The organism is Lentihominibacter sp. (genome assembly GCF_046951855.1).
In the GTDB taxonomy this organism is placed as follows: Bacteria; Bacillota; Clostridia; order Peptostreptococcales; family Anaerovoracaceae; genus Lentihominibacter; species Lentihominibacter hominis.
Map to the genome: position 1 here is coordinate 62,735 of NZ_JBKTXS010000010.1, position 12,744 is coordinate 75,478.

Below are 12,744 nucleotides of genomic sequence, written 5' to 3' on the forward strand. Positions count from 1 at the left end.
AATGAGTGCTATTAACAAACCAAGAACTATGATCGTCAATGGAAGACCTGTTCCTATAGAAGGTGAAAAAACACTTTTGGATCTGATCCGAAAAGCCGGATTCGACGTTCCTACTCTATGTCACCATTCACAGCTTTCTACCTTCGGCGCCTGCAGAATGTGCATAGTGGAAGATAAAAAGGGCGGAATCATAGCATCCTGCTCCACTCCGCCGAAAGCCGGAATGGAAATAAAAACCAACACTCCACGAATCAGGGAATACAGAAAAATGATTCTGGAACTTATGCTGGCAGACCATAACAGGGATTGTATCACCTGTGAAAAAAGAAGAGACTGCGAGCTTCTCAATCAGGCTCAGCGTTTCGGAGTAGATACTGTACGTTTTGAAACCTACAGTATGGACGGAACAAAAGATATGTCCTCTCCTGCTATCATAAGACATCCTGATAAATGTATCCTCTGCGGAGACTGCATACGTGTATGCGACGAAATACAAAATGTCGGAGCTATGGACTTTGTCAACAGAGGTTCGAATATGGAAGTAATGCCTGCCTTTGATATGCCTATAGCGGAAACCAACTGTGTCAACTGCGGACAGTGTTCCGCTGTATGTCCTACAGCTGCCATCACTATACGAAGCAATCTTCCTGAGCTTTGGGAAATGCTTAATGATGACAATATCATCGTTCAGGCTCAAATAGCTCCTGCTGTAAGAGTCGCTCTCGGTGACGATTTTAATTTCCCTTACGGGACCAATGTCATGGGAAAAATTGTAGCAGCTCTCAGAAAATTAGGTTTCGATGAAGTATATGATACAGCTACAAGTGCAGATCTTACAGTAATAGAAGAAGCTGCTGAATTCGTAGAAAGACTGAATTCAGGAGAAAAACTCCCACTCTTCACATCATGTTGTCCTGCATGGGTAAAATATGCAGAAAACAAACACCCTGAACTTATGGATAATATATCCAGCTGCAAATCACCTATGGAAATGTTTGGATCTGTATTGAAAGAAAAGGCAAAGAAGGATGCCGCAGGCAAAAAAAATAACAAAATCGTTAAAAATATAGCCATAATGCCTTGTACCGCAAAAAAATATGAAATACAGCGTGAAGACCTCAAGATGAACGGAGAGCAAGTCGTAGATCTTTCCATCACAACTCATGAACTCGCTACACTGATTATTGAATCCGGTCTCAATTTTAAGGATCTCCAGCCTGAAGCTGTCGATATGCCATTTGGTATTGCCAGCGGAGCCGGTGTTATATTCGGTGTAACAGGTGGTGTAACAGAGGCTGTCATCAGAAATGTAGTAAACCCTGAAAACAGATCTGAACTTGATGAAATAGCATTTACAGGCGTACGCGGACTGGAAGGTGTAAAAGAAGTCAAACTTCCATTCGGAGAAGAGAGAGTTCTTTCTATTGCCATCGTAAACGGTCTCAGAAATGCAGAAAACCTTATAAAAGCAATACAATCCGGTGAAGCTTATTATGATTTCGTAGAAGTCATGGCATGTCAAGGAGGCTGTATAGCCGGAGCAGGTCAGCCATTCGTTATCGGAAGAGCAAGACCTGAAAGATCTGAAGGCATGTACAATGCAGACAAAATGTCAAATGTCCGTACATCACAGGCAAATCCCGTTACAGAAGCGCTTTATAACGACCTCCTTTCAGGAGACAATGCGCACAGACTGCTACATTACAAATAATACTTATCAATAAAAAGATGCTGTCACATAAGGAATTTTATTCTTTATTGTGACAGCATCTTCATGTTGTTAAATAACGGCAAGTAATGGCTGGACAGCCTGAAAAATCATTCCCTTTAGATTATACTATCCCTCGACTTTATTAAGAGAGAATAATCAATGCAATTAAAACAAAATCCTCATTTCCTGTGTTTATGATAGCGTGCCCACTGCCATCTGGACAAAAGAACACATCCCCTGCTTTGGCCGGACGCTCTGTACCGTTATCATCTATGATTCCTGTACCTGACAAAATAAAATATGTTTCGGTTTCGCCATGATGTTCATGGTAATCAAATGTTGCTCCCGGCGACAATGAACATTTGGCATACAGACCGCATTTTCCATTCATCTGTTCTTCATCCAGCAACATTTCCATTTTCATAGTTCCATTTGTTACACCAGCATCTTTATCCATTATTTCAATTTTTGTAGTACATTTCATAATGTAACCCTCCTCACATTGTAAACAGTTTTTTTGTATCTCCAGAAACTTATGTCTTTCTGAAGTCCACAACAATATTTTATCATTAGAAGATCTTGTCGGTATGCGCACTCTCGACTAACAATTCTCTGGGACGCTGCATAAAAAACCGCTTTTGTATTACAAGGTCTGTTTCACTTAAACAAAGAAGTAAAAAATACAATCTTTGCCACATCTCAGGGATAGACAGTTATTGACTGCTTAACTCTTCTATGCTATGATTATAATAAAAATTTTCAAAAAATCAAGAATGCACTTTTTTGTAATATACTACCCTAAAGTATAGTGTAAATTAAGGAGGCCTAAATATGAAATGTCCGAGTACTTTTAATTGTCCTGTAGAAGCTACTTTAGATTTGATTGGTGGCAAATACAAAACACTTATCTTATGGCATTTAAGAGATGATATTTTACGTTTTAATGAGCTTAGTAGGCTCATTCCTCACGCAACGCCTAAAATGCTCACACAGCAATTACGAGAATTGGAAGCTGATAATTTGATTTTACGCAATGTTTACCCGGTTGTTCCACCAAAAGTAGAATATTCATTGACTGCATTTGGAAAAAGTATTATCCCAATATTAGATGTAATGTGTGAGTGGGGAGAAAATTATTTAGATAATGTTACCGTTCAAACCTAATGTTGCACAATTTTAAAATAATAGGATTATTATAATTCTTAAATTTTGCGTCGTAGACACAAAATTTAAGAATTAACTTCCCTTCAAGGCTGCTAATATAGAAAAAGACTGTCGCTTCACAATTTCCACCCCTAATATAGCAAACCCTTTTTATATATCCGCTTTGCATCACAGATCTGTAAGTTCCATATCTCCACATGTTCCTATAGGAACAGCGCCATCTATATAATTCACAACTTCTTCCATCATAAGTCTGTCAAACCATCCGCAAAGTTCTATGAATCCAATTCTTCGCCTTGCCAGCTTTGCGGCAACCTCTTTGGCTTGCTTGAGATCTTTAACAAAAACTGCCGTAGTTATGCACTCATCGCACTCCAAATTCACTTTCTTGGGAGTCTCTACCCCTTCCATCTGTATGATAATTCCGTAATCCTTAAATGACTGCAGTTTATTTAATTTAGCAAGTTCATCGATAGAATATTTGGCATTATCTATCTGCACACCTTCCCCTGCATCTTCTCTCATATAAGCAACAGTCTCATCATCAAAATCACCACATAGATTAATAAGAGTAAAACCTCTGGCAACCAGCTTTTTTATATATTCTTTTCCCGCTTCCATGCCATCCACACCTGCGATGATACTATAGCTCTTATGATTTTTATATACAGCCGAATAAGTTTCGGGAGACTGTCCCGGAACATTAATTAAAAAAGCAAACTTTAACATCTAAAACCTCCAAAAATATATTTCTCCTGATATTTAAAGATATATTATCACCTTGCTATCCCTTGTGCAAGCAGCAAAAACTTTACCGAAACAAGTGATTAAAAATTTCATCACATCAACGACAAATTTCTTTACTATAATAACTCTGTATAATCTTAAGTTTTAAAAATAAAAAAGGAAATATTTATATGGAACTTCTAACTACGGCCGTACAGATGGCCGGTATATATTTTACAACTGCTGTTCGATGGATTTTTTTATTTCTGTCAGCGTTCATACTTATAAGACAGATACGTTCACTGCTGCAGGCCCGGAACCCTTCCGAGATCTGGGCTTACTTAGGATGTCCCGATGGCAGCAGCGTTCCTCTGACTCACTGGGAAAATCTAATCGGCAGAGGCCGAGGCTGCGATATCATATTGAATCTCACAAGTGTTTCCCGCAGCCACGCTACTCTTATAAGAGATTCCGACGGAATCTGGAAATATAATGACCTTAATTCTAAAAATGGTTCTAAAATAAACGGAAATCCCGTAAAAAAAGCTACTGTCTTAAAAGCCGGAGATGTTCTTACCATTGGAGGATCAGATTTCACACTGTATCCGGTAAGTCTCCAAGAACGTATGTCAAATATAGAACGGCGCAGACGGAAAACCCGTCCGGTATCACCATGGCCTTCTCTTGTAGCATTAAGTATATTTCAGCTGCTGGCAGTCATACAGTTTAAAATATCCTTGGGAGAAAACTTCCCTGCCAATCTGCCTATAGCATTTGCCCTTCTCTGCGGCCTTATGTGGTTTTATGTAATTTTCATGAGAGTTCTTAAAAGAGTAGGATTTGAAATGGAAATAATCGCATTTTTCCTTTCTACCCTAAGCCTTGCAGTTACAGCTTCCGCCTATCCCGGCTCTGTTTTCAAACAGGCCGTATGTGTAATTTTGGGACTGGGCCTTTTCTTTGGACTTTGCTGGTATCTGAGAGATCTCAACAGAGCTAAGAAGATTACATATATACTTATGGCGGTCAGCGTCTTTCTGCTGATAATAAATCTCGCTCTCGGTACCATAAAATATGGAGCACAAAACTGGGTTCAAATAGGAGGCTTTTCATTCCAGCCGTCTGAGCTTGTTAAAATTGTATTCGTATATGTGGGAGCAGCTACATTAGATGAACTGCAGCAAAGAAAAAATCTAACTATATTTATGGCTTTCTCTGTATTTTGCCTTGGCTGCCTTGCAATAATGGGGGACTTCGGTACAGCAATCATCTTCTTTGTCACATTTCTCGTTATCTCGTTCCTCAGAAGCGGAGACTTCTCTAAACTCATACTGATCGTAGGCGCCGCAGGTCTCATGGGCCTCATGGTGCTGAGGTTTAAACCATATATAGGTGCAAGATTCGAAACATGGGGGCATGTATGGGAAGACCCCACAGCAGGGGGATTCCAGCAGGTCCAGACTATGACCTCTGCCGCAAGCGGAGGGCTTCTTGGCCTTGGCGCCGGGGAAGGCAATCTCAGTGATGTAGCAGCAGCCAGCACAGATCTTGTATTCGGACTCTTAAGTGAAGAGTGGGGTCTTATAATAGCTATTCTCTCAGTATTATGCATAATAACTCTGGGAATCTTTGCAGTGCGCGCTATAATAGCAGGAAGATCTACATATTACAGTATCGCTGCCTGCGCTGCAACGTCCATGTTTATATTCCAAACCATACTCAATGTGTTCGGATCTGTAGACCTGCTGCCTCTCACAGGAGTTACTTTTCCATTTGTATCATCGGGAGGTACCAGTATGATAGCCTCGTGGGGACTTCTTGCTTTCCTCAAAGCAGCTGATACACGACAAAACGCCAGCTTTGCCATAAGGTTGGACAAAAAAGGAGAATTTGAGCAGGAACTCGAAGGCGGTAGCCTTGAAGATCCTGATGAACTTTACCGATCAATACCTAAAGCTTCAAAAATCAGAAAGCCTTCTTCAAAACGAAGATTCGAAAATACTACAGTAGTAAAAAAATCACGGAAAGCTGACAGAAAACCAATACAATATACAGATTTTTCCGATGAAGATTTTTTCGAAAGTTTCGAACATCCGTCACAGCAAAAAAACAGACCTTCCCGGCAGTCCCAACGTCTACGGCCATCGCAATCACTGCAGGATCATCATAATGACTCGCCGGTAACTCTGGATGATATTTTTGGAGGTGACGATAAATGAAAAAAATAGAAAAGCGTGCCATCATGTGTCTTCTTCTGGCAGGTGTTCTGCTTATAGGCGTAGGAATATTTTCTTACAGGTACTTTGCCCACGGCGATGACTGGGCATCATATGAAGGCAACAGAGATGTATATAACGAAGGAGATCTTTCCAAAGGGAAACTCTATGATGTCAACGGGAATCTTCTCATGCAAAACACCACTGACGGCATGATATACAATGACAATACTTCTATTCGAAAAGCACTGATGCATATAACAGGAGATAAAGATAATAACATATCCACAGGAGCCAACAGAGCTTTCACCGATGAACTCATAGGCTATGATTTCATCAACGGTGTCTATTCCCTCAACAATGCAGGAAAAGATGTTACACTCACGCTGGATGCAGACGTGTGTGCCACAGCTTATGAAGCTCTTAACGGACGCAACGGTACAGTAGGCGTATATAACTATAAAACAGGGGAAATCATCTGTATGGTAAGTGCTCCTACATACGACCCCATCGATCCGCCCGCCTCTCCGGAAGACGGTGTATATATAAACAGACTGACATCAGCAACCTTTGTTCCCGGTTCTATATTTAAACTTGTTACAGCGGCAGCCGCTATAGAAAATCTTGACGACGCTTACACCTGGGCATTCAATTGTACCGGCTCAGTAAGCTATGGAGGTAATTATAAAGTCACGGATCTTCAAGCCCACGGAACCGTAAATCTCGAGAAGGCTCTGGAAGTTTCATGCAACTGTTACTTCGGACAGCTTGCCGAAAAGCTGGGACCTGCGCTGATGGAGGAGTATACAAAAAAAGCAGGACTTACAAGTTCATATGACATAGACGGAATAAAGACCAGCGAAGGAACGTTTGAATTTCCCGACAGCGGCATGAATCTGGCATGGACCGGTATAGGACAGTGGAAAGATATGATAAATCCATGTGCGATGATGATATATATGGGAGCAATCGCAAACGGAGGTGAAGCGACACTTCCAACCATTATAAAGCCAACTTCTTTCATAGATAAACAACTTGCCAAGTTACCTATGTTCGGAATAAAAACCAAGAGCATGATCGATTCATCTACGGCCTCTTCTTTGACGGAAATGATGGCAAACAATGTATCTGCTCATTACGGTTCAGAAAATTATCCGGGATTGAATATATGTGCAAAAACAGGAACAGCAGAAGTCGGCAACAACAAAAGACCTCATGCATGGTTTGCAGGCTTTCTTAATGATGAAACCAATCCGTATGCTTTTATCGTCATGGTAGAAAACGGAGGATACGGAGCTGATGCGGCAGGATCAGTTGCAAACAAGGTTCTTCAGGATATCGTTAACTAAGGAAAAAAACGCCCACTTCTTAATAAAGTGAGCGTTTTTTTATTTATAACTCAGATCACAATTCTGATCTGTGACTTCTACCCATGTATTGCCTACCGTAAATTTGAATTCGTTGCCTTCATTATCTTTAAAAATGGTTCTGGAATCAAGATCTTCTCTGGACCATGTGCCCTTAACTGCAACTCCTCCCGTAAACAGTATAGCTTCGCCGCCTGCGCACATATCTATCTTCAGTCTGCCTTTACTGTCAAGGACAGAGCTGCTGACTTTCTGCACCAGAACATTGCTCGCTGTTATAGACTCTCCTGTCTCATGATCTATATACTTTTTGCCTGCGAGAGTCCGAGTATATTTCCCCGAAGATTCATCATATGTAAACTCAAATTTACTTTCAGCATATTTGAAGGTCAATGAAGTCGCTTCCTCGCCCTCGTTGGTCTGAGCTCCTTTGAGAAAGTCAAAAGAACGAATATCCTGTTTTTCATCCCACCACCCCTGTTGATCTATTTTGGCTTTTACTTCTTCCCATTTTATATAGGAATTATGAGGAGCACTTTTATCACTGACTCTATAAAATTCGCAGTCACTGTTCATGGCGTTTATATAAGGAACAACATCTGACATCAGATAGGACTTCGCTTCAGGGCTCCATCCATGCGCCAGAAAAATTCCTTTGTATTCTCTGGCCAGATCTACAAAATACGGTCTTGTACTCCTTATGGGTCCAAATTCTTCAGGAAACTGTCCGTAATATACAGCCTGAAGCCTTGTCTGCTTTCCTTCAACAGGAAACTCGTAAACCATATCTGTTTTAGACAGCCACGATTGAGGAACAGCATCTCCTACGTTATCTATCGAAACTATCAGTGGTCTGGCCGGTAAATCTTCACTGCTTACTTCACCGGTAAGAGGATTTATGATTTCTTCTTTATCTTTTATTCCGGGAAGCCCTCCGATGATCTTTCCGCCAAGAGAAACAATTCCTATCGCTCCTACAATCACCACCAGTGCTGCCAAGATTATCACAAACACGGATAATTTACCGGGCTTTCTCCTTCTTCGCCTTTTTCTTGAAGTTTCCATCATTCTTCATCTTTCCCTTTCAGAGTTTATTTGTTATACTGTATTGTACCATATCTTAGGAGGACTTAGAACAATGAAATATGATTTTTCGCCGAAGGGCGTCTGTCCTACAAAGCTTGAATTCGAACTGGACGGAAACATAGTAAAAAATGTACACTTCAAAGGAGGTTGCAGCGGCAACCTCAAGGCTCTTGCGGCACTTACGGAGGGAATGACGGTAGATCAGGTCAAAGAACGTCTGCTTGGTATAACCTGCGGTTCAAAAAAAACCTCATGCTCAGATCAGTTTGCCCAGGCCTTGATGGAGGCGCAGAAAAAAGAACAAGCCAAATAGGAGGCCATGAAGAATGGGAAATCTGTTCATCAAATTATTTGTCAGGGATTACGAAAATACTTCTGATCCTAAAGTACGTGAAAGATACGGTAAGTTTGCCGGCGTAGTTGGTATCATTTCCAATGTAGTTCTCTGCACCATGAAGATACTTATCGGTATTTTTTCCAGCAGTATCGCCATAATCGCCGACGGCATAAACAATCTTGCCGATGCATCATCATCACTGATGACACTGATAGGATTCAAGCTGGCATCACAACCCGAAGACGAAAATCATCCATACGGACACGCCCGCATTGAATATCTCACCGGACTTTTCGTATCTATTCTTATAATAATTTTAGGCGTACAGCTTCTGAAAACATCTATTGAAAAAATACTTGATCCTGAAATCCTTGAATTCAGCTATATCACCATAATCACTCTTGTGATCGCCATAGTTATCAAACTATGGCAGTCTATGTTTAATAAAAATATAGGAAAAAGAATTAATTCGGTCACACTGATAGCTACAGGTGCTGATAGCAGAAATGACGTGATTGCCACAGGAGTCGTTCTCATAAGCGTTCTGGTGGGGAAATTCACCGACCTTAAGATAGATGGATATATGGGATGTCTTGTTGCTCTGTTTATCATATGGTCAGGCATACAGCTGGTGAGAGAAACTTCCAGCCCTCTGCTGGGAGAAGCCCCTGATGAAACGCTGGTCTCAGACATAGCCGAAACCGTCATGAGAGAACCATGTGTTTTAGGTATACATGATCTCATCGTCCATAATTACGGACCGGGAAAAATATTTGCCTCTATACATGTAGAAGTAGATGCCGACGGAGATCTTATGAAAAGCCACGATATGATAGACAATATAGAACGGCTTGTGAAAGAAACACTTCATATAGAATTTGTTATTCACATGGATCCTGTGAAAACCAATGACCCACTCATCAATAAACTTCGTGCAATTATAGAGGAGGCATTCTCTCCCCTTGAAGGAGTAGAGAGCATACATGATTTCAGGATAGTTCCCGGCCCTACTCATACCAACGTAATTTTTGATGTAGTACTTTCAACAAAATGCAGATACCCTGAAAAACAAATTCTCAGAATTGCCAATAATGCCGTGAAAGCGGTCGATAACAAATACTTTGCCGTCATAACATTTGACAAAGCATATACTAAAATTTAAAACAGCATAAAAGCGTATGACTATCCATCATATGCTTTTTTAAGCATTCTTATTTCTCTCTCATACCCGTCGAGCTCATTAGGTGTTTCCAGTATACACGGACGGCCTTTAAGCTTTGGATGATTGATTACCCTCACTATCGCATCATAACCTATACATCCTTCACCTATTTTGGCATGTCTGTCTTTATGCGCTCCTACAGGATTGAGACTGTCATTGATATGAAGCGCATGAAGCTTATCAAGTCCTATGATATTATCAAACTCCTCTACTACCCCATCCAGATTATTTATTATATCATACCCTGCGTCACTTACATGACATGTGTCAAAACAAACACCTATCTTTTCTTTTATCTTTACCCCATCTATTATAGCCCGAAGTTCTTCAAACTTTCCCCCGATCTCGCTGCCTTTACCCGCCATGGTTTCCAAAAGTATCACAGTATTCTGATGAGGTGTTATTATCTCATTTAGCAGCTGCGTTATTAGCTCTATACCTTTCTCCACTCCCTGTCCCACATGACTGCCCGGATGAAAATTATAATAGTTTCCCGGAATATGCTCCATACGCTGCATATCATCTGACATCGCTGTATAAGCAAACGCTCTTACCTTTTCAGTAGCCGAGCAGGGATTCAGAGTATATGGGGCATGAGCTACCAGTCTGGCAAAATTATGTTCAGCTGCAAGCTCTAAGAATCTCTTCACATCATTTTCATCAATGTCTTTAGCCCTGCCGCCTCTTGGATTCCTCGTAAAAAACTGGAATGTGTCGGCACCTATTTTTAAAGCTTCTTTTCCCATATGCTCAAAGCCTTTGACTGAGGATAAATGACATCCTATATTAAACATTTCGCCATCCTTTATTCTATATCTACAGGCTCAAAAACTTCAGGCCCCTGTCCGCAAAGCGGGCATACGAAATTTTCAGGGAGTGTATCTCCCTCATAGATATATCCACAAATAGTGCAGACAAAACCTTTTTTCTTTTCTGGTTTTATCTTTTCATTTTCATCATCAAAAATCTCTTCAGCATTATCTAATGATTTCTTCTTTGAAATCATTTCAGCAGCCAGCTCTTTTATCTGTTTCCGACTCTTATCGTTTATCGCCGATAATATAGTTACGTTGTTTTCAGCCATGTTGATATCCTTAGAACCTTCAAAAGCTTTTTTCATTATCTTTATAGCCATAGGCGCCCATGTTCCGTTTTCTATAAGCCCTACCGTTCTGTTCTGATAATTTCTCTCCTTAAGATGTTCTATAAATTCCTTCATGAACGGGAATATATCAGAATTATAAGTAGTAGTAGCCAGAATCATCCTGTCATATCTGAAAGCGTCCTCCACAGCTTCGGCCATATCACACCTTGCAAGATCATTGACAACCACAGTTTCCTCTCCCGCAGCTTTGAGTTCCTGTTCCAGCAATTCGACAGCGCTCTTGGTATTGCCGTAAACTGAAGTATAGCATATACAAACCCCTGACGTTTCAGGTCTGTAACTTGACCATATGTCATAAAGACCTATGTAATACTCAAGATCTTTATCCAACACCGGTCCATGAAGCGGGCATATAATCTTTATATCAAGATCTGCCGCTTTCTTAAGTACATTCTGAACCTGAGCTCCGTACTTCCCGACAATACCTATATAATATCTTCTTGCTTCACATGCCCAGTCATCATCAGCAGAGTCCAGCGCCCCGAATTTTCCAAATCCATCAGCTGAGAAAAGGATCTGCTCCTTTGATTCATATGTCATCATTACTTCCGGCCAATGCACCATAGGCGCAAATATGAAATTAAGCTGATGATTTCCAAGTGCAAGAACATCGCCATCCTGAACGATCATTTTATTTTCCACTGTCATCCCCGGAAAAAACTGCGATATCATATTAAAAGTCTTCTTATTTCCTACTATAGTTACATCAGGATATTTCTCTTTTAAAGCCTTTATTGATGCCGAATGATCAGGCTCCATATGCTGCACCACCAGATAATCAAGAGCTTCTCCTCCAAGCGCCTCCTCCACGTTAGCCAGCCACTCTTCAGTCTTTCTCTTATCTATGGTATCAATGACAACGTTTTTCTCGTCTTTTATGATGTATGAATTATACGCCATACCTTCAGGTACTTTATACTGGCCCTCGAACAGGTCAATATCGTGATCGTTGGCCCCCACATATATAATCGAATCCGTAACATTATTCATCATTGCTGATTCCTCCTTCAACATATTCATTTACAATACTTTTATCGAATCTCCGGTTTTCACTTTTCCGGCTTTTATCACCTTGATAAAAATTCCCTCTCTCGGCATCACACAGTCTCCCGCCAATTCTCTTATAGCACATCCGTGATGGCATTCCTTTCCAATCTGGGTTACCTCTCCTTCAGCTTCACCTATTTTAAGCTTCGTTCCCACAGGAAGCGTATAAAGCTCTATACCTTCCGTAAGAATATTCTCGGCAAAATCCCCGCTTTTCAATTCAAAATCAAGTGATTTCTGTACCTTTTCCACGCTTTCAGCCGCCAGAAGGCTTACCTGTCTATGCCAATTTCCTGCATGAGCATCACCTTCAATACCATGATTCACTTTCAGATAGGCTTCTCCTATATTGTGCTTCTGCACGCCCTTTTTTTCACTTATGCACACCGCTTTAACTTTCCCGTCCGGCAAATGGATAGCAGCGCAGTCGCCGGATTCTCCTAAAAGGACTTCCACGCCATGTTTTACAGGCTTTATAACTGCTTCAAGGCATTCCGAAGCAGCTTTCCTGCTCCCCGGCAAATTTATTATGAGAGTTCGCTTCCTCAGACCTGCCGTCGCTCTTGAAAGCATTCCCATAGGAGTTATCCTCATGCTTTCAGCTCTCATCGCCTCCGGAATACCTCTGACTTCTCTGTCAACAACTGCCATAGTAGCTTCCGGGGTCACATCTCTTACAGAAAAACCTGTACCTCCTGTAGTT

12 protein-coding genes and 1 pseudogene are annotated in these 12,744 nt (G+C 41.0%); 6 read left to right on the plus strand and 7 right to left on the minus strand.

Features of this window, described 5'->3' with window-relative positions; translation table 11 throughout:
• The first annotated feature begins 1 nt into the window (after position 1).
• On the plus strand, positions 2–1,711 hold the full coding sequence (locus ACLR96_RS04445) for a [FeFe] hydrogenase, group A (protein ID WP_177267810.1): 1,710 nt from the start codon (positions 2–4) through the stop codon (positions 1,709–1,711).
• 142 nt (positions 1,712–1,853) lie between these two features.
• On the opposite strand, the gene ACLR96_RS04450 is transcribed toward ACLR96_RS04445, so the two are convergent.
• Positions 1,854–2,195, minus strand: coding sequence for a cupin domain-containing protein (locus ACLR96_RS04450; protein WP_412265263.1), 342 nt, complete (start codon positions 2,193–2,195; stop codon positions 1,854–1,856).
• Between the two features lie 347 nt (positions 2,196–2,542).
• Between ACLR96_RS04450 and ACLR96_RS04455 the strand changes: the two genes are divergently transcribed.
• A complete protein-coding gene (locus tag ACLR96_RS04455) occupies positions 2,543–2,875 on the plus strand; it encodes a winged helix-turn-helix transcriptional regulator (RefSeq protein WP_177267811.1) in 333 nt (110 codons plus the stop codon).
• A gap of 168 nt (positions 2,876–3,043) precedes the next feature.
• Here ACLR96_RS04455 and ACLR96_RS04460 read toward each other — a convergent pair whose 3' ends face one another.
• On the minus strand, positions 3,044–3,604 hold the full coding sequence (locus ACLR96_RS04460; RefSeq protein ID WP_177267812.1) for a DUF6506 family protein: 561 nt from the start codon (positions 3,602–3,604) through the stop codon (positions 3,044–3,046).
• 188 nt (positions 3,605–3,792) lie between these two features.
• Here ACLR96_RS04460 and ACLR96_RS04465 point away from each other — a divergent pair, with 188 nt between their 5' ends.
• Both ACLR96_RS04465 and ACLR96_RS04470 read left to right on the plus strand, forming a co-directional pair.
• Positions 3,793–5,820, plus strand: coding sequence for an FtsW/RodA/SpoVE family cell cycle protein (locus ACLR96_RS04465; RefSeq protein WP_177267813.1), 2,028 nt, complete (start codon positions 3,793–3,795; stop codon positions 5,818–5,820).
• On the plus strand, positions 5,817–7,166 hold the full coding sequence (locus ACLR96_RS04470) for a penicillin-binding transpeptidase domain-containing protein (protein ID WP_177267814.1): 1,350 nt from the start codon (positions 5,817–5,819) through the stop codon (positions 7,164–7,166). Before ACLR96_RS04465 ends, ACLR96_RS04470 begins: the two co-directional genes overlap by 4 nt.
• 39 nt (positions 7,167–7,205) lie before the next feature.
• On the opposite strand, the gene ACLR96_RS04475 is transcribed toward ACLR96_RS04470, so the two are convergent.
• Positions 7,206–8,252 (minus strand): DUF3048 domain-containing protein, encoded by a 1,047-nt coding sequence (locus tag ACLR96_RS04475; protein WP_177267815.1) that lies wholly within the window; start codon positions 8,250–8,252, stop codon positions 7,206–7,208.
• A gap of 70 nt (positions 8,253–8,322) precedes the next feature.
• Here ACLR96_RS04475 and ACLR96_RS04480 point away from each other — a divergent pair, with 70 nt between their 5' ends.
• A complete protein-coding gene (locus ACLR96_RS04480) occupies positions 8,323–8,583 on the plus strand; it encodes a TIGR03905 family TSCPD domain-containing protein (RefSeq protein WP_187524967.1) in 261 nt (86 codons plus the stop codon).
• Between the two features lie 13 nt (positions 8,584–8,596).
• On the plus strand, positions 8,597–9,769 hold the full coding sequence (locus tag ACLR96_RS04485) for a cation diffusion facilitator family transporter (RefSeq protein ID WP_177267817.1): 1,173 nt from the start codon (positions 8,597–8,599) through the stop codon (positions 9,767–9,769).
• 20 nt (positions 9,770–9,789) lie between these two features.
• Here the strand turns inward: ACLR96_RS04485 and ACLR96_RS04490 are convergent, their stop codons facing one another.
• From ACLR96_RS04490 to ACLR96_RS04505, 4 genes and pseudogenes are all read right to left on the minus strand, one after another.
• Positions 9,790–10,623: a deoxyribonuclease IV gene (locus ACLR96_RS04490; RefSeq protein ID WP_177267818.1), complete on the minus strand. Its 834-nt coding sequence runs from the start codon at positions 10,621–10,623 to the stop codon at positions 9,790–9,792.
• Between the two features lie 11 nt (positions 10,624–10,634).
• Positions 10,635–11,987: a rubredoxin-like domain-containing protein gene (locus ACLR96_RS04495; protein ID WP_243206879.1), complete on the minus strand. Its 1,353-nt coding sequence runs from the start codon at positions 11,985–11,987 to the stop codon at positions 10,635–10,637.
• Positions 11,988–12,014: 27 nt separating this feature from the next.
• Positions 12,015–12,452, minus strand: coding sequence for an MOSC domain-containing protein (locus ACLR96_RS04500; RefSeq protein WP_177267831.1), 438 nt, complete (start codon positions 12,450–12,452; stop codon positions 12,015–12,017).
• A 114-nt stretch (positions 12,453–12,566) separates the two neighbouring features.
• A pseudogene (locus ACLR96_RS04505) lies at positions 12,567–12,692 on the minus strand (molybdenum cofactor biosynthesis protein); the annotation flags it as partial.
• Positions 12,693–12,744: the final 52 nt, after the last annotated feature.